The organism is Vibrio sp. 10N.222.52.B7, assembly GCF_041474275.1.
Taxonomy (GTDB): Bacteria; Pseudomonadota; Gammaproteobacteria; order Enterobacterales; family Vibrionaceae; genus Vibrio; species Vibrio crassostreae_C.
On sequence record NZ_JBFRTU010000006.1, the window covers coordinates 114410 to 131489 of the forward strand.

General features: G+C 45.9%; 14 protein-coding genes. 2 read left to right on the plus strand and 12 right to left on the minus strand.

The features are described from left to right. Window positions 1-6 precede the first annotated feature (6 nt). The 7 genes from AB4512_RS03005 to AB4512_RS03035 all read right to left on the minus strand — a co-directional run bounded on the left by AB4512_RS03005 (window position 7) and on the right by AB4512_RS03035 (window position 7659). Window positions 7-1434 carry an NAD-dependent succinate-semialdehyde dehydrogenase gene (locus tag AB4512_RS03005; protein WP_372174382.1) on the minus strand — a complete coding sequence of 476 codons (1428 nt, stop codon included), beginning with the start codon at window positions 1432-1434 and terminating at the stop codon, window positions 7-9. Window positions 1435-1527: 93 nt separating this feature from the next. Next, complete coding sequence (aguA, locus tag AB4512_RS03010) at window positions 1528-2610, minus strand: agmatine deiminase (RefSeq protein WP_017065007.1); 1083 nt, start codon at window positions 2608-2610, stop codon at window positions 1528-1530. A gap of 11 nt (window positions 2611-2621) precedes the next feature. Further along, entirely contained in the window at window positions 2622-3488 is an 867-nt protein-coding gene (gene aguB, locus AB4512_RS03015; protein WP_017067340.1) for an N-carbamoylputrescine amidase, read from the minus strand. Window positions 3489-3509: 21 nt separating this feature from the next. After that, window positions 3510-4787, minus strand: coding sequence for an FAD-binding oxidoreductase (locus AB4512_RS03020; protein ID WP_017065009.1), 1278 nt, complete (start codon window positions 4785-4787; stop codon window positions 3510-3512). A 30-nt stretch (window positions 4788-4817) separates the two neighbouring features. After that, window positions 4818-6302 carry an aldehyde dehydrogenase gene (locus AB4512_RS03025; protein ID WP_017065010.1) on the minus strand — a complete coding sequence of 495 codons (1485 nt, stop codon included), beginning with the start codon at window positions 6300-6302 and terminating at the stop codon, window positions 4818-4820. Between the two features lie 36 nt (window positions 6303-6338). Next, the gene (puuR, locus tag AB4512_RS03030; protein WP_017065011.1) at window positions 6339-6896 is read right to left on the minus strand and encodes an HTH-type transcriptional regulator PuuR; all 558 of its coding nucleotides are present in this window, start codon (window positions 6894-6896) and stop codon (window positions 6339-6341) included. 16 nt (window positions 6897-6912) lie between these two features. Beyond that, window positions 6913-7659: a gamma-glutamyl-gamma-aminobutyrate hydrolase family protein gene (locus AB4512_RS03035; protein ID WP_017065012.1), complete on the minus strand. Its 747-nt coding sequence runs from the start codon at window positions 7657-7659 to the stop codon at window positions 6913-6915. Window positions 7660-8001: 342 nt separating this feature from the next. Here AB4512_RS03035 and AB4512_RS03040 point away from each other — a divergent pair, with 342 nt between their 5' ends. Together AB4512_RS03040 and AB4512_RS03045 are read left to right on the plus strand one after the other, a co-directional pair. Continuing rightward, complete coding sequence (locus AB4512_RS03040; RefSeq protein ID WP_017065013.1) at window positions 8002-9345, plus strand: glutamine synthetase family protein; 1344 nt, start codon at window positions 8002-8004, stop codon at window positions 9343-9345. 17 nt (window positions 9346-9362) lie between these two features. Beyond that, on the plus strand, window positions 9363-10838 hold the full coding sequence (locus tag AB4512_RS03045) for a Na+/H+ antiporter NhaC family protein (protein ID WP_372174384.1): 1476 nt from the start codon (window positions 9363-9365) through the stop codon (window positions 10836-10838). A 109-nt stretch (window positions 10839-10947) separates the two neighbouring features. Here the strand turns inward: AB4512_RS03045 and AB4512_RS03050 are convergent, their stop codons facing one another. From AB4512_RS03050 to gcl, 5 genes are all read right to left on the minus strand, one after another. After that, the gene (locus tag AB4512_RS03050) at window positions 10948-11562 is read right to left on the minus strand and encodes a TetR/AcrR family transcriptional regulator (RefSeq protein WP_065584813.1); all 615 of its coding nucleotides are present in this window, start codon (window positions 11560-11562) and stop codon (window positions 10948-10950) included. A gap of 163 nt (window positions 11563-11725) precedes the next feature. Beyond that, the gene (locus tag AB4512_RS03055; protein ID WP_372174386.1) at window positions 11726-13036 is read right to left on the minus strand and encodes a glycerate kinase; all 1311 of its coding nucleotides are present in this window, start codon (window positions 13034-13036) and stop codon (window positions 11726-11728) included. 187 nt (window positions 13037-13223) lie between these two features. Further along, complete coding sequence (locus AB4512_RS03060; protein WP_372112630.1) at window positions 13224-14120, minus strand: 2-hydroxy-3-oxopropionate reductase; 897 nt, start codon at window positions 14118-14120, stop codon at window positions 13224-13226. Between the two features lie 37 nt (window positions 14121-14157). Continuing rightward, a complete protein-coding gene (hyi, locus tag AB4512_RS03065) occupies window positions 14158-14934 on the minus strand; it encodes a hydroxypyruvate isomerase (RefSeq protein ID WP_151408119.1) in 777 nt (258 codons plus the stop codon). 117 nt (window positions 14935-15051) lie between these two features. Next, complete coding sequence (gene gcl, locus AB4512_RS03070) at window positions 15052-16824, minus strand: glyoxylate carboligase (RefSeq protein WP_372112629.1); 1773 nt, start codon at window positions 16822-16824, stop codon at window positions 15052-15054. Window positions 16825-17080 lie beyond the last annotated feature (256 nt).

Below are 17080 nucleotides of genomic sequence, written 5' to 3' on the forward strand. Positions count from 1 at the left end.
CTTTGATTAGTTGCCGCCAAAGCAGAGATATTTGATGCTCATGTATTCATCGATACCTTGTTTTGCCCCTTCACGCCCTATACCGGACTGCTTAACTCCACCGAAAGGGGCTACCTCGGTAGAGATCATGCCTTCGTTAATTCCTACCATGCCGTATTCCAGCGCTTCTGCTATCTTCCATACACGGTGGATATTTTGGCTATAGAAGTAAGACGCTAAGCCATAGATAGTGTCGTTAGCCATTTCGATAAGCTGTTGGTCATCATCAAATTTGATCACCGGAGCGACTGGGCCAAAGATCTCTTGCGAGACAATATCCATATCATGCGTAACGTTTTTGAGAACGACAGGTTGCATGAATAAACCATCAAGAGTTTTCGGCTCAGTAACTGGTTTCGCGCCCTGTTCGATTGCACCGTCAATGAGGGACTGAATACCTTGTTTTGCTGATTCGCTGATTACCGGACCAACATTTACACCCTCTTCTAGACCATTGCCTACTTTAAGCTGCTGCACTGCCGCATTGAATTTTTCAACAAACTCATCGTACACCTTGTTATGTACATAAAAACGGTTAGCGCAGACGCAGGTTTGACCGGCATTACGAAACTTAGACGCCATTGCACCAAGCACAGCCGCATCAATATCTGCATCATCAAATACGATAAATGGTGCATTTCCACCAAGCTCCATTGACGTTCGCTTGATGTCGTTTGCACTTTGCTGCATCAGCACTCTTCCAACTTGCGTAGAGCCCGTGAAAGAGAGCTTACGAATCAGAGGATGTGAGGTGAAAATACCGCCAACTTGACGAGAATTCGCTCCCAATACCACTTGCAGTACATCACGAGGAATGCCCGCTTGATATGCTAGCTCAGCTACAGCAAAAGCAGATAAAGGTGTGGATTCAGACGGCTTCACAATAAAACTACAGCCAGCCGCAAGTGCTGGACCTGCCTTACGAGTTATCATTGCAATAGGAAAATTCCACGGAGTAATCGCACAAGCTACTCCAATAGGTTGTTTCATAGTTACAAGGCGTTTGTCGCTACTTGCCGCTGGAATTGTCTCACCATAGGTACGCTTCGCTTCTTCAGCAAACCACTCGATAAAGCTTGCGCCGTACAACACCTCACCTTGTGCTTCTGCCCATGGCTTGCCTTGCTCTAACGTCATCAGGCGACCGAGATCTTCCTTGTTATCAAGTAACAACTGATACCATTTTTGTAGTAAACCAGAACGGGTTTTGGCTGGCAGCAAAGCCCACTCTTTTTGCGCGAAGCTTGCACGCTCGACCCCATCTAAAATGTCATGTTCAGACGACACTGGTGCATAACCAAGTATTTCACCCGTCGCGGGGTTACTTACAGCAATACCTTGGTCTTGATTTAGCACCATAAACGACAGCAATGATTGATTTGTAATTTGTTGCATGGGGATTCCTTTTGACAGCTTTACCTTGGCGTCTACTGATAGTTACCCTACCAAGCAGAAAACCAATAGTTCATTGTTTTAATAATGGTTTTCCTAAGCAGGGATCTGCTGAGTAATGCAGTGGATGTTACCTCCACCCAGCAAAACCTCACGCGTTGGTATACCAACGACTTGATGTTCAGGCATCGCTTGCCGCAATATTTTTATTGCCTGCTCGTCAGTTCTATCATCGAGCAATGGCAAAAACACATAACCATTCGCGATAAGAAAGTTGGCATAAGAAGCACTTAACCTTTCCCCTGCATCACGTGTCATTCCATCACTTTTATCAATTCCGCTTGCTTCTGCTTCGCTATAGTGCAAAGGCCCTGGCAACGGTAAACGGATGATTTCAATCTCTCGACCTTTAGCATCAGATTGATCTTTTAACACTTGTTCCGCCTGACGAGATAATGCGAATTGTGGGTCTGATGGATCATCTGTCCAACTCAATACCACTTTCCCCGGGGCAATTACATGCATCAAATTATCAACATGTCCGTCAGTTTCATCATCGAATAGTCCTTTAGGCAGCCAAATGACCTTTTCAATACCTAAATATTCTTTGAGATGTGTTTCTATCTGTTGTTGATTCAACTCAGGGTTGCGTCCCGGACTAAGCAAACACTCTTCTGTTGTATAGAGCGTACCTTCGCCATCAGTATGAATTGAGCCCCCCTCTAAAACGAATGGGGCGTTGTAGTGATCAATTCCGATAATGTCACATACTGAGCTAGCCACTAGGTCGTCCTGCTGCCAGTTTTCATAGAGGCCATTATAGTCACCACCCCAAGCGTTAAACTGCCAGTTGATTCCACGACGCTCGCCGTCTTGATTCACCAACACTGTGGGCCCAATATCACGCATCCACGCATCATTGAATGGGATTTCAACAAGCCGAATATCTGAATGAAGCAATGTTCTCGCCTTATCAAATTGCTTCGCACTCACGGCGACACAAACCTTAGTCACTTCTGCTATTGCATTCGCAATGCTAGCGAATGTTTGCTGGGCAGGAAGGGCGTTATCACGCCAATTGTCTCGTCTTTCTGGCCAAGCCAACCAAACTTCTTCAATAGGATGAAACTCAGCTGGAAAGTAGAACCCATCTTGCAGTGGTGTTGTCGATAACTGCATAGTCTGCCCCTTTAAACTGCTAGTTTGCCCACAGAGCCATATAGATCTGGGCGGCGGTCACGGAACAGCCCCCACGAGTGACGCGCTTGAGCCGTTGCGGCTAAATCAATCTCCGCGTAAATGATAGCTTCCTCATCACGTGGCGCTTCTGCCAACTTGCCACCAGTATGATCGGTAATAAAAGAAGAACCGTAGAATGTGGTTTCAATGCCATCATCACATTCTGTGCCTACGCGATTAGACGCAATCACAGGAACCAAGTTTGCAGCGGAATGGCCTTGCATAGTGCGTTGCCAGTGATCACGAGAATCTAAAGTTGGATCTTGTGGTTCGCTGCCAATAGCGGTTGGGTAAAAAATGGCTTCTGCACCATGTAACGCTAAGCTACGAGCAAGCTCGGGAAACCATTGATCCCAGCAAATACCAGCGCCGAACTTACCAAACTGGGTTTGCCATACTTTGAAACCAGTATCTCCAGGACTAAAATAGTATTTTTCGCTATAACCCGGACCATCCGGGATGTGTGATTTGCGGTAGTTATCTAGCACAGTGCCATCGGCATCAATCATCACTAATGAGTTAAAGAAGGTATTGCCCGCTTTTTCAAAATAACTAACTGGAATCACGACCCCGAGTTCTTTTGCCAATGCACTCATCTCTGTTATCAACAGACAATTGTCTACTTCCTCAGCCAACTCAAAATACTTAGCTTCTTGCTTCTTACAAAAATAAGGAGCAGCGAACAATTCCTGCGGCAAAACCACATTGGCACCGTTACTCGCAGCTTCACGAATCGCTTGCTTAGCTTTATTTAGGTTATCTTCCAGATCCCAGCTTTTGGTCAGTTGCAGGGCCGCGAATTTTACTACTCTACTCATTGGATGTTCCTTATCGTCCGGTTAGATAGCCAGTTTATCTCTTAGGTTGTAATACGCTGCGCCAACTGCTGTGAATGGTATTTGGAAGTGACGTCCACCAGGGAAGGCGTAGTGCTTGAGTTGTGCGAAGGCATCAAATCGTTCGGCATGCCCTGTTAAGGCTTCTGCCAATAACTTGCCAGCCAAGTGAGTACAGGTAACTCCATGACCACTGTAGCCTTGCAAATAATAAATATTGTCGTCGAATGCGCCGAACTGCGGCATACGTGAGTAGGTAAGTAAGAAGTTACCAGTCCATGTGTAATCAATCTTGATACCTTTAAGTTGAGGGAAAATACCTTCTAACTTAGGACGAATCAGAGACTCAATGTCTTGAGGGTCACGAGCGCCATAAACCACCCCGCCCCCAAACAACAAGCGTTTGTCGGCACTCAATCGGAAATAGTCCAGTAAGTAATTACAGTCTTCAACGCAGTAGTCACTTGGTAAAACCTGTTTTAGTTGCTCATCGGTAAGCGGCTCTGTCGCCACGACTTGAGTTCCACATGGGATGGCTTTGTTACTGATATTCGGAGCCAACCCACCTAAGTAGGCGTTGCCAGCTAACACCAAGTATTTACTCTTCACGCTACCGCTCGCTGTTCTTGCAACAGGATTCGCACCTTTTTCAATGGACGTTACCGCTGATTGTTCAAAAATTTGGCCACCAAGAGAAACAAATGCTGCGGCTTCCCCCAATGCGAGTTTAAGCGGATGAATGTGCCCACCTCGCATATCAAGCAAGCCACCGGTGTAAGCTTGAGTACCAACCGCCTCTTCTACTTGGCTAGCATCCAACATGGTGAGCTGGTCATTACCATATCGCTCCCAGTTTTTCTTATGATGCTCTAAACCTATTAACTGCTTTTTGTTTAGCGCGGTAAATAGGCCACCGCGTTTGTGGTCACACTCAATATCGTATTTTTCGATTAGGCCACGAATGACATCTCCGCCTTCGAAAATCATGTCACACAGGGCTTTAGCCTGGGGTTGGTCGTAACGGCTTTCTATTACATCAACATCTCGGCTGTAGCTATTGACGATCTGTCCACCATTACGACCAGTTGCTCCAAAACCAACTTTGGCACTCTCTAGTACCACTACCTTAAAACCTTTCTCGGCTAAATGAAGAGCCGAAGATAAACCTGAAAACCCAGCCCCAACCACACACACATCACACTCAATGTTGTCTTGCAGTTGTGGGAACTCTGGCATGTTCGGGATAGAGTGGGCGTAAAACGAATCCGTATGCTTATTCATAGTGATATTCCTTTATTAATCATCAGCAGGCTAAGGGTGAAGGCGAATCCAAGTGGTTTTGGTTTCTGTGAATTTTTCGATGGCGTGCAGTGATTTATCACGGCCGTTACCACTCATTTTGAACCCACCAAAAGGGACGGTCATATCACCTTCGTTGTAGTTGTTCACCCAAACAGAACCTGCCTGAAGCTGTTTAGCTACACGGTGTACGCGGTTAATGTTATTGCTCCAAAGCGCCGCACCTAAACCGTATTTTGAGTCATTGGCGATTGCGACGGCTTCAGCTTCATCTTTAAATGAGATAACACAAAGTACAGGACCAAAGATCTCTTCCTGGGCGACACGCATTTTATTGTCAACGTTATCAAGAATGGTCGGCTCAACAAATGCACCTTTGCCTTCAACATCACCCCCGCAACGAAGAACTGCACCTTCCGCTTGGCCAAGCTCTATATATTCAAGCACTTTTGATTTGTGACCTTGATCGATGAGCGCTCCCATCGAAGATGAGGTGTCCATTGGGTCTTTCGGCATAAAGGATTGAGCCGCAGAAATGACTTTATCAACAAAGCGATCTTTGATGCTTTCGTGCACTAATAAACGAGTTGCAGCGACACAGACTTCGCCTTGGTTATAGAAGCAACCACCAGCGGTTTCTGCGGCTGCACGATCGAGGTCTTCGCAGTCTTCAAATACGATATTGGCATTCTTACCACCAGCCTCAGCAAACACACGCTTAAGATTGGTTTCACCAGAACGAACCATTAATTGACCAGCAATACGAGTGGAACCCGTAAATGCAATACAGTCGACGTCATGGTGTTTCGCTAAAGCATCACCGGCTTCATGGCCAAAGCCTGTAACGACTTGAAAAACGCCACGTGGTAAGCCTGCTTGATTGGCGAGTTGACCAATATAAATAGCAGTGAGAGAAGATTTTTCAGAGGGTTTAAGAATAACGCTATTACCTGCTGCTAATGCAGGGCCAAGTTTCCAGCAAGCTAACCATAATGGAAAGTTCCATGGAACTACCGCTGCAACAACACCGATAGCTTGATGAGAAACAAAGGCGTGTACATCTTGTTCCGTTGGCGCGACTTCCCCATACACTTTATCGATGGCTTCTGCATACCAACGCAGTGCACTTGCAGCACCAGGGATATCGGTTGAAAAGCTATGGCTGATTGGCTTACCCGTATCTAGGGTTTCCAGCAACGCAAGTTCTTCACGATGTTGGTCAATCAGCGTTGCAAATTGGCTGAGTACCGCTTTGCGATATGACGGAGCGCTGTTGCTCCATTCACCAGAAAGGAAAGCTTGACGAGCACATGTTACCGCAAGCTCAACATCTTCTTCTTGGCAACGAGCTATCTGGGTCAGTGTCTCGTCGGTAGCCGGGTTAACAACATCTAGAGTTTCTCCACTGATAGCTGCGCTATATTCGCCATTAATAAAGGCACGATTTTCGATGTTTAGATTGTTTCTCAGTTCAATCCATTGTTCTTGGGTTTTCATACGCTCTCCTTGTTATCACAACAAGGCAAGGCCCACTTAGAATGTGGTTGGCGTATGCGCGCTTATCATTCGACAAGCCTTGTCTGTGTGATTTGTGAACTTGTGCGGCTGCGTCGTATCAATAATGTACGATTCACCTTGTTTAAGGACAAAAGATTGCTCTTTGTATTCCAGAGTGATTTCGCCCTCTAAAATAGTGCCGATCTCTTCGCCTTCATGTTTAATTTCCGCCGCACCCGTTGTGCCGTGGGGGGCATACTCTTCAATCAAAAATCCAATTACCTGTTCTTTGCTGCCGTTGGTTACCAATTTCATTGAAACCGACTCACTGCCCATTTCAACCAACTCTTCAGGTGCAACGACAACCTTCACTTCATCGCTTTTGGGTTGTTCAAGTGTGAAAAACTCCGAAAGAGATAAAGAAAAAACATTCACTATTTTTTGCAACGAACTTACTGAAGGGCTTACCTTCGCATTCTCAATCGAAGAGATCGCGCTATGTGTAATACCTGCTCGTTCGGCTAATTCTCGTTGTGACAATCCATGTTCTTTTCTTAATCGAACAATATTTTTACCAATCTCTTGGTTGTCCATGTAGGTGGCTCCTAACTTATAGAGAGGCCGCCATCATAAATTCTTTAAACAAAATTTGAGAGAAATGATTCGTTTTTGCTTTCCATTCTGGGTGCCACTGCACGCCAACAAAGAATTTTTGCCCTGGAAGACTAAACGCTTCCACTAAACCATCCGGTGCTTTAGCTTCCACAGTCAGTTGGGGAGCTAATTGGTCAACCCCTTGGTTATGAAGAGTATTAACCTCAAAAAAGATAGTGTTTTCCCAATGATTTTCAGTCAGCCATTTCTCAAACAAACTTTGTTTTTGCACCAACACCGCGTGTGATGGAGCGTACTTTTCCTCAAAGTCTTCGACCTCACTCTCTCTATGGTCGTTGAAACCTGAATCATGAACTGCTGGGTTCAGTGAGCCTCCCAGAGCAACATTCATCTCTTGAAATCCACGGCAAACACCAAAACACGGAATGTCTTTGTCTATCGCTTGACGAATCAAAGTAAAGGAAAGCTCATCTCGAGCTTCATCTTTCTTAGACTCTTCATGAGTGCCGTTGTAATGATGTGGTGCCACATTTGAGTGACTCCCCGGAAATAAAAAACCGTCGCAGATGTTAAGAAGACGCTCAACGTCTTCACTTGCCATATCCGGAGCCAATATCAGTGGCAACCCACCAAAGTCTTTCACAGCCGTGAGGTAAAAATTATTCACTGCCTGTATTTGATAGCCACCCAATTCTTTAGCGCAACTAACAATTCCAATAATGGGTTTGCTTGTTCTAGACATGTTACTTCCGTGCTCGATTTATTTAACACTTACACTACAAATCATGTACAAAATTATCAACACCGATGTTCGATATTATGACCAAAGCGTGACCAAACCCACCTTTTTGGTCAAAAAAACGACTAATTTTGGACATTATATTGAGCAAAACACAATCAACTGTTACAAAATAGTTAACAGAAACATCTTTCAATAAAATTGTAAATTTCAAAGTAATCAACGCAAGCTTATGTATTAAAAGGAAATAACCTTTAAAACTAGACTTTAGTCTAATTAGTACAATTGACTTGTTTCTTTTTTATTACTTTTAATTTACCAAATAGAGGCTAGTTGGAGAACACAATGGAATCGTATCTACAGGAAGTTAAAAATTTTCGACAAAAATGGCCCAACATCGAGTTTGTTGATCTGATTTTTACCGACATCAATGCCACACCAAGAGGCAAGCGCATCCCAGTAAGTGCACTACACAAGCTGCATAAAGGAGTAGCTCTTCCCCTCTCGACAATTACTTTAGATACCAAAGGTAATGTGGTTGAAACAGCAGGGTTAGGTGAAGAATTGGGAGAACCAGACAACATGTGTTTCCCAATTGCGGATACATTGATGCCTACCGCTAAAGAGCAAGTGGGCCAAATAATGTTGAGTATGATGGATGAGTCAGCCCACACCCCAAACCCGCTCTTTATTCGTAATATCGTCAGTGAAATTCTCGAAAAGTTACACACCAAAGATCAACATCCATGTGTTGCCTTAGAGCTAGAGTTTTACTTAATAGACAGGAAGCGGGGTGAGATGGGAGCACTACAAACAGCCATCAACCCAAACAAAAAATCACGAGAAAAAGATACCGAAGTCTATGACTTAGATGGTTTGGATGATTACGCAGACTTTTTGGCCGATCTTAACAAAGTCGCTCAAGAACAAGGGTTAAATACTTCGGGGGCACTATCTGAATCCGCCCCAGGACAATTCGAAATTAACTTCAACCACTCTAAAGATGTACTACGAGTGTGTGATGAAATCATCATCGTCAAACGCCTAATTCGTCAAATTGCTAATCAACATGATTTCGATGCTACCTTCATGGCTAAGCCATTTAGTGAGCAAGCTGGTAACGGTATGCACATCCACCTTAGCTTGGTGGATTCCAACGACAATAACCACTTCAGCCAACAAGATGGTGAACCCAGTAATCTCTTTTATCAAACCATGGCCGCGATGCTTGCTCAAACATCCGATTCCATGGCCTTGATTTGCCCTAACGTTAACTCTTACCGCCGCTTTGTTCCAGGAGCTTACGTGCCAACGAAAGCAGACTGGGGCGAGAACCATCGTGGTGTCGCACTGCGTGTTCCTATCAGCGACAGCAACAATCGCCGAATTGAACACCGCATTGCGGGAGCTGACGTTAACCCTTACATTCTCGCTGCAGTAGTACTATCCGCAGTATTAGCGAGTGAAAACTATACCAAAGACCAATGTCCTAACTCCCTCAGTGATGATGCAATAGACTTACCTCTGCGTATGTCTGAAGCTCTCGATCAGCTAGAACGCAGTGAGCTGACCCCGTACATCTCTAAAGAGTTTGTCGATCTATATTTAGCTTGTAAACGAAGTGAACTGGCGGAGTTTGAACGCGCCATCACTCCATTAGAAATCGACTGGATGTTGCACTCAGCATAAACAAAGGAACTACACGTATGACTACGCAAACTAAGGCGTTGGACGCGCCGCTGAAGATCAACAGTCAACACATCATGGTATCTCTATTGGTTGTCACGACTTTCATTTTCTTCACATCAATTGGATTGAACCACCAAGAAGGAGAGGCCTATGGATGGATGAGCCTTCTCCCTACCGCACTTGTTTTGGTATTCGCCCTAACTACACACCGCACCGTAGAGGCGCTTTTTAGTGGTACCATCGCTGGTGTACTACTACTCAATCCTGCGCAAGCCGTTGAGCAAATTGTCGGCATATCGATGGATGTAATGATGAACGAAACCATTGCATGGATCGTTCTAGTTTGCGGACTGATGGGGGGATTAATCGCAATTCTCGAAAAAGGCGGCAGTATTTTAAGCTTTTCAGATATGTTGGTCACAAAGGTTAAGAGCCGTAAACAATCTATGCTGATGACCTTTTTCCTCGGCATCATGATCTTTATTGATGACTATCTGAACGCGATCGCTATCTCATCATCGATGAAGAAGATTACTGACGGATACAACATCTCCCGTGAAAAACTATCTTATCTAGTCGATTCCACCGCTGCGCCGATTTGTATTCTGGTGCCAATATCAACATGGGCTATTTTCTTTAGCTCACTGCTTGAAGCGAATGGAGTGGCTGAAGCTGGTGAGGGTATCAAAGCATATATTGAAGCGATTCCATACATGGCTTATGGCTGGGTTACGCTGATAATCGTCCTTCTCGTTGCGTTAGAAAAGATGCCGGATTTAGGCGCAATGAAGCAGGCTGAGGAACGAGCGAAGAAAGGTCAAGTACGTCCTGACGGTGCAACAGACATCGACTTTGGCGCAGATATTACAGCGCACACCAACCCAACGATGGGATTAATCAACTTCCTATTGCCTATGGTGGTGTTAGTTGGTGCAAGCTGGTACTTCGGTATTGATCTATTAGCAGGCGTATTTGTCGCAATTATCTTTACTATCTGCTTCTATGGTGTTCAACGTCTAATCTCAATGAATGATATGTTTGAAGCTGTCTACGACGGAATCAAAGTTATGCTGCTGCCATTGGCAACGGTGATTGGTGGATTCATGCTGAAGTCTGTGAATGATTCTCTAGGAGTGACACAATATGTCATCGAGACAGTAAGCCCTTATCTATCGGCGTCTTACTTCCCAGCAATTATCTTTATGATCACCGGTGCATTGGTGTTTGCTACCGCATCTTCTTGGGGAACTTTTGCAGTTGCTATGCCAATCGTATTGCCTCTAGGCGAACAACTTGGCGTACCTCTACATTTAACTATTGCGGCTCTGCTTTCGGCATCAGCAGCGGGCAGTCACTCATGTTTCTTTAGTGACTCAACGGTATTGTCAGCTCAAGGTTCCGGGTGTACCTCAATGCAACACGCAACCACTCAATTCCCCTACGCATTGATAGGTATTGTCGCAACAGCTCTCTTCTTCTTGTTAGTTGGCTAAGCCTCATACAGCTAAAATACAAGCGTAAAAAATGCCTTATTCTACGATAAGGCATTTCAATTTCCTGAAGAGCAAGCTTAAAGCAACTCTCAGCAAGACTCTCCAGCTTTCAAGTGCTCCCTTTCACACCACAGCCTTTAATCACTAGCTGAGTGATGAACTCAGCGGCATCGGCATAGTCTTTATCATCGAGTTGGTCCTTCTGCATCACGCTGCAAATCTGCCAGCCAAAATCGGCGTAGGTTTGAGTTGCCGCCCAGATGGTAAACATCAGGTGATGAGCGGGAACATCGTCCATTAGGCCCTGCGCCGACCATGTCGAGAACTTATCAAGAATCATCTGGGATTGCTTATACAGCTCGTCACCAATCTCTTTCGGCAATACTTTAGCGCCAGACATCACTTCATTGGCAAATACCTTAGAGGCATGTGGATGATCGCGAGAAATGATCAGCTTGGTTTGAATATATTGAGACAAGGCTTCAACAGGATCGCTGAGCTCTTCAATCGGACGAGACGCTTCTAGTAAAGGCTGAGTGACGGTTTCAAGCACAGCGTTGTAGAGCTTATCTTTTGAGCTGAAATAATAGAATACGTTAGGCTTGGGAATGTCGGCCGCTTTCGCGATATCGGCCATTTTTGTTGCAGCATAACCATGAGTGGCGAATTGTTCACACGCGACTTCGATGATTAAATCTTGATTCTTTTGTCTGATCCTAGACATATTGCATCCTTTACAGCTCGTTACTAAAATCATAGTAATCAACGTGCTTCATTAGTCCAGAAGATAATCTCAGAACTCAAGGTCACCGCATTGATAACAATAAAATGGCCGCTCTATTTGTTAAGAAGCGACCATTCCATACCGTGTTTTTGAACTGTTCAAGTTAAAGAATCAATATTGCGCGGAAGTCATTCACATTTGTCAGCGTCGGCCCCGTGGTAAGAAGCACATCGACTTGCTTGAAGAAATCGTAGCTGTTGTTGGCATCGAGGTAGTCTTGCGCTTTAAGCGACAGGCTCGAACCTTGTTGCCATGTTTGAGGCGTGATCCATGCGCCCGCATTGTCTTCCACGCCATCAATCCCGTCGGTATCAGCAGCCAATGCAAATATGTTGTCTTGGCCTTTAAGCTCGTTATATAGGCTCAACAAGAACTCACAGTTACGCCCACCGCGACCATTGCCTTTAACGGTTACTGTGGTTTCGCCACCGGAAAGTATCACGCAAGGCGCCTCAAATGGGTGCTTGTGATTGGCCACTTGCTTAGCCAACGCAGCGTGCACCTTCGCAACATCTCGCGCTTCTCCCTCTATGCAATCACTCAACACATAAGCCGGAATGCCTAAGCCTTCAGCTTCTGCTGCAGCGGATTCCAATGCCGACATCGGGGTCGCGATAATATGGTGCTCTGCATTTTTCCAACATACGTCATCTGGCTTTACGGTTTCTGACTCTGGATTATTTAACCATTCAAATGCCGTGCGTGGTGTTTCAATTCGATAACGTTCCAGTATTGCCATCGCATCAAAGCGGGTGGCGGTGTCTGGTACGGTTGGGCCCGATGCAATCACACTGATGTCATCGCCCGGCACATCTGAAATCGCCAATGAGACGACTCTTGCCGGGTAAGCGGCCTTTGCTAGTCGCCCACCTTTGATTGACGATAAATGCTTACGCACACAGTTCATCTCATCAATAGCCGCGCCAGATTTAAGCAGTGCTTTATTGATTTGTTGCTTCTCTGCCAAGCTGATGTCGCCACCGGGCAAGCTTAGTAATGCAGAGCCACCGCCAGACAGTAGGCAAATAACCGTATCGTCAGCGCTCAAGTCACTCACCAATTGCAGCATACGTTGGCTTACTTCTAAGCCCATCGCATCCGGAACTGGGTGCGCCGCTTCAATCACCTCAATATGTTCGCAAGGGGCGGTGTGCTCATAACGAGTCACCACCAGGCCTTCAAGGTCACGCAACGCAAGGTCTTGTTGTTTCTTTGCCTGCCAAACCGCTTCAAGCTCAGCTGCCATTGATGCGGCTGCTTTTCCTGCTCCTATCACCACAGTACGCCCGGCTTGATTAGCAGAGCGATAAAAAATGTCTTGAGGAAGAAAAGGTTCGATGTGATTTTTAGGTAGCGCCTGATTAACAGCACTTGAGAAAAGGGTTTGTAGAAACTGCTTAGCATCAATGTCCATCAGCCACTCCTTAGTTGACGGAGAAAAAAAGAACCCCGATACAAGGCCAAAGGGTGCCTGCTAAGATCAAGTTGGAAAGGAACAACTTCAACCTCTGCCTCGTATCAGGAACGCGTATAAAAGGAGACGAAACTACGCGATTTATAAACAAACTGTTGGGCTACGAATCGATAGCAGCCTTAATTAATTAGCGAATCGAGTGGTCAGAGCGTTTCTCAATCGCTTGGATAAGCGCAGAGTGGTCCCAACCTTCACCGCCCATTTCGGCACACTCGCCAAACAACTCCTGAGCATTCGCCGTATTCGGTAGTGCAACACCTAATTCTTGTGCGCCCGTTAGCGCTAAGTTCAGATCTTTCTGGTGAAGTGAGATTCTAAAGCCAGGGTCAAAGGTGCCTTCAACCATGCGCTCGCCGTGTACTTCCAATATCTTAGAGTTAGCAAAGCCACCCAATAGAGCCTGACGTACGCGTGCTGGATCGGCACCGGCTTTCGAAGCAAAAACTAACGCTTCAGACACGGCTTCGATATTCAGAGCAACGATGATCTGGTTAGCCACTTTACACGTTTGACCTGCACCGTTATCACCCACCAGCGTGATGTTCTTACCCATGATTTCAAATAGCGGACGGGCTTTATCAAAGGCGTCTTGCTCACCGCCCACCATGATAGTCAGCGCTGCATTGATAGCGCCTACTTCGCCACCTGATACCGGAGCATCAAGGTATGAAGCACCGCCTTCGTTGATCCGAGCGGCAATGGCTTTGGTCGCGATTGGCGAGATTGAACTCATATCGATAACTAGCTTACCCGTTGCGCCACCTGCTGTGAGGCCTTGCTCGACGCCGTTGTCACCAAACAGGACATCTTCAACTTGTGGTGTATTCGGCACCATTAAGATAATGACATCCGCCGCCTCTGCCGCTTCTGCGGGTGAATGGCAAACCGTTGCTCCTGCTGCCACAAGATCGGCAGGTGCTGCATTAAAGTGATCCGACAGAATCAAATCGTGACCTGCTTTTTGAAGGTTACTCGCCATAGGTTTCCCCATGATGCCAGTTCCGATAAATGCAATTTTAGACATGTTGTTCTCCTTAACGTTTGAGGGTTACCAGACGCAATTAACGGTACTGGTGTAGCCAACCAAGGCCTTCTGTCGTTGTTGTTTTCGGCTTGTATTCGCAGCCAACCCAGCCTTGATAACCAAGCTCATCAAGATAATTGAGCACGAATGGGTAATTGATTTCTCCGGTCCCCGGTTCGTGTCGACCTGGGTTGTCAGCCAGTTGAACGTGTGCGATTTGGCCAATGTTTTGCTGCATGGTCGGCGTAAGATCGCCTTCCATAATTTGCATGTGATAAATATCGTATTGGATAGAAAGGTTATCGCTCCCTACCTCTTTGAGGATCGCTTTGGCTTGCTCAGTCGTGTTCAAGAAGAAGCCCGGAATATCGCGAGTATTGATTGCTTCTATCACTAAGCTGATGCCTTCTGCTGCGAGTGCGTTCGCCGCGTAATGCAGGTTAATCACAAACGCCGATTGCGCGTCTTGTTGGGTCACACCTTGCGGAACAATCCCAGCCAAGCAATTCACTTGGGTACAACCGAGCGCTTTTGCGTAAGCGATGGCTTTAGGTACACCCGCTTGAAACTCTTCAACTCGCGCTGGGTCTACCGCGATACCACGATCGCCAGAATCCCAATCACCCGCAGGCAAGTTAAATAGCACTTGCTCTAGGTTATTAGCGTCGAGCTTTGCTTTGATTTCCTTAGCATCAAAGGCGTAAGGGAAAAGGTATTCCACACCTTGAAAGCCCGCTTCTGCGGCAGCTTCAAAGCGATCCATAAAATCAACTTCCGTGAATAACATTGACAAGTTTGCTGCAAATTTTGCCATGACTCTGTCCTTATTCTTTATTTTTGAAAATCTGGTTATTTGTAGTGGAGCCTCGCTCTATTGGAGGCTTTTCCGTAGAGCTAAACCTGTGCTCTACGGATACACATGACTTAATGATTACTTGTACGCTAGCGCCGTTGGGGCATCGCCGCGACTTTCGGCAAGTGGCTCAAACTCGTTGATGGCATTGATCTCAACGCCCATCGCAATGTTGGTTACTCGCTCAAGAACCAGCTCAACAACAACCGGTACTTTATGCTTGTTCATCAGCTCTTTTGCTTGCTCAAACGCAGCGGCAATTTGCTCTGGTTCACGAACTCGAATCGCCTTACAGCCTAGGCCTTCAACAACGGCAACATGGTCAACACCGTAGCCTTCAAGCTCTGGCGCGTTCTGGTTATCAAACGCCAGTTGTACACAATAATCGATATCAAATTGGCGCTGCGCTTGGCGAATCAAACCTAAGTATGAGTTGTTCACCAACACATGAATGTATGGCAAGTTGAACTGCGCGCCTACTGCCAGTTCTTCAATCATGAATTGGAAATCGTAATCACCAGAGATAGCGACAATATCGCGATTTGGATCGGCCGCTCGTACGCCCAATGCGGCGGGTGTTGTCCAACCTAGCGGGCCAGCCTGACCACAGTTGATCCAGTTACGAGGCTTATAAACATGCAGGAACTGAGCGGCGGCGATTTGCGACAAACCAATGGTGCTCACATAACAAGTGTCACGACCAAATGCCTTGTTCATCTCTTCATAAACGCGCATCGGTTTCATCGGCGCTTCATCGAAATTGGTTTTACGCAGCATGGTCGATTTGCGTTCCTGACACTCACTTGCCCAAGCGTTTCGGTTCGGCAGCTTGCCTGCATCACGCCACTCTTGCGCCACTTCGACCATTAGCTCTAGTGCTGCTTTCGCATCAGAGACAATGCCTAAATCTGGGCAGAACACGCGGCCGATTTGAGTCGGTTCAATGTCCACATGTACGAATTTGCGGCCTTCAGTGTAAACATCCACAGAACCGGTATGACGGTTAGCCCAGCGGTTACCCACACCAAACACAAAATCAGAGTTGAGCATGGTTTCGTTACCGTAACGGTGAGAAGTTTGTAGCCCTACCATGCCCGCCATTAACTCATGATCATCTGGAATAGAGCCCCAGCCCATTAAGGTTGGAATCACAGGAACACCAGTGATCTCGGCAAACTGTTGCAACAATTCAGATGCGCCAGCGTTAATAACACCACCACCGGATACAATCAGCGGTTTTTCCGATTGAGACATCATGGTTAATGCTTTCTCAACCTGCGCGCGTGTCGCTTGTGGCTTATAAGGTTCTAGCGGTTCATAGGTATCGATATCAAATTCAATCTCAGCTAGCTGAACATCAATCGGTAGATCAATCAGGATTGGACCCGGGCGACCCGAACGCATTAAATGAAAGGCTTTTTGAAATGCGCGTGGCACTTGAGCAGGTTCCAGTACCGTGGTTGCCCACTTAGTCACAGGCTTAGCGATAGATTCAATGTCGACCGCTTGGAAATCTTCTTTGTGAAGACGAGCTCGTGGGGCTTGGCCTGTGATACATAGAATTGGAATCGAATCTGCAGACGCCGAATAAAGCCCCGTGATCATGTCCGTTCCCGCAGGGCCAGAAGTACCAATACACACACCGATATTGTCTTGATTGGTACGTGTGTACCCTTCAGCCATATGCGATGCACCCTCTACGTGGCGAGCTAAGACGTGGTCGATTCCTCCGAGTTTTTTCATAGCCGCATACATAGGGTTTATTGCTGCGCCGGGAACACCAAATACGATGTCTACACCTTCACGTTTAAGCACTTCTACCGCTGCTTCAATCGCTTTCATAATTGCCATTCGAACCTCCAGTTCAGATTGTATACAATTAACATAACTTTTGTATACTATGAGCCATCCTCGCTATTTATCAACCCCAGAATGAAACAATCTTGTTACATCAACCCATCACATTAAGTACGCACTTACCCTGAAAAGCTTACAATTCATTGCTTTACATAAAATATCTTTACGTGAAAATAAATTACAAAAAGATCAAATGATAAATAAATGTTAAATAACGTTTGCTTGTTTACAATTTCTACCATATAAATAT

Coding starts and splice junctions, on each gene's coding strand:
- aguA (WP_017065007.1), bottom strand. CDS start 2,610: ATGCAGTTATCGACAACACCACTGCAAGATGGGTTCTACTTTCCAGCT.
- AB4512_RS03020 (WP_017065009.1), bottom strand. CDS start 4,787: ATGAATAAGCATACGGATTCGTTTTACGCCCACTCTATCCCGAACATG.
- AB4512_RS03055 (WP_372174386.1), bottom strand. CDS start 13,036: ATGGACATTGATGCTAAGCAGTTTCTACAAACCCTTTTCTCAAGTGCT.
- puuR (WP_017065011.1), bottom strand. CDS start 6,896: ATGGACAACCAAGAGATTGGTAAAAATATTGTTCGATTAAGAAAAGAA.
- AB4512_RS03060 (WP_372112630.1), bottom strand. CDS start 14,120: ATGTCTAAAATTGCATTTATCGGAACTGGCATCATGGGGAAACCTATG.
- AB4512_RS03050 (WP_065584813.1), bottom strand. CDS start 11,562: ATGTCTAGGATCAGACAAAAGAATCAAGATTTAATCATCGAAGTCGCG.
- AB4512_RS03025 (WP_017065010.1), bottom strand. CDS start 6,302: ATGAAAACCCAAGAACAATGGATTGAACTGAGAAACAATCTAAACATC.
- AB4512_RS03040 (WP_017065013.1), top strand. CDS start 8,002: ATGGAATCGTATCTACAGGAAGTTAAAAATTTTCGACAAAAATGGCCC.
- AB4512_RS03005 (WP_372174382.1), bottom strand. CDS start 1,434: ATGCAACAAATTACAAATCAATCATTGCTGTCGTTTATGGTGCTAAAT.
- hyi (WP_151408119.1), bottom strand. CDS start 14,934: ATGGCAAAATTTGCAGCAAACTTGTCAATGTTATTCACGGAAGTTGAT.
- AB4512_RS03035 (WP_017065012.1), bottom strand. CDS start 7,659: ATGTCTAGAACAAGCAAACCCATTATTGGAATTGTTAGTTGCGCTAAA.
- AB4512_RS03045 (WP_372174384.1), top strand. CDS start 9,363: ATGACTACGCAAACTAAGGCGTTGGACGCGCCGCTGAAGATCAACAGT.
- gcl (WP_372112629.1), bottom strand. CDS start 16,824: ATGGCAATTATGAAAGCGATTGAAGCAGCGGTAGAAGTGCTTAAACGT.
- aguB (WP_017067340.1), bottom strand. CDS start 3,488: ATGAGTAGAGTAGTAAAATTCGCGGCCCTGCAACTGACCAAAAGCTGG.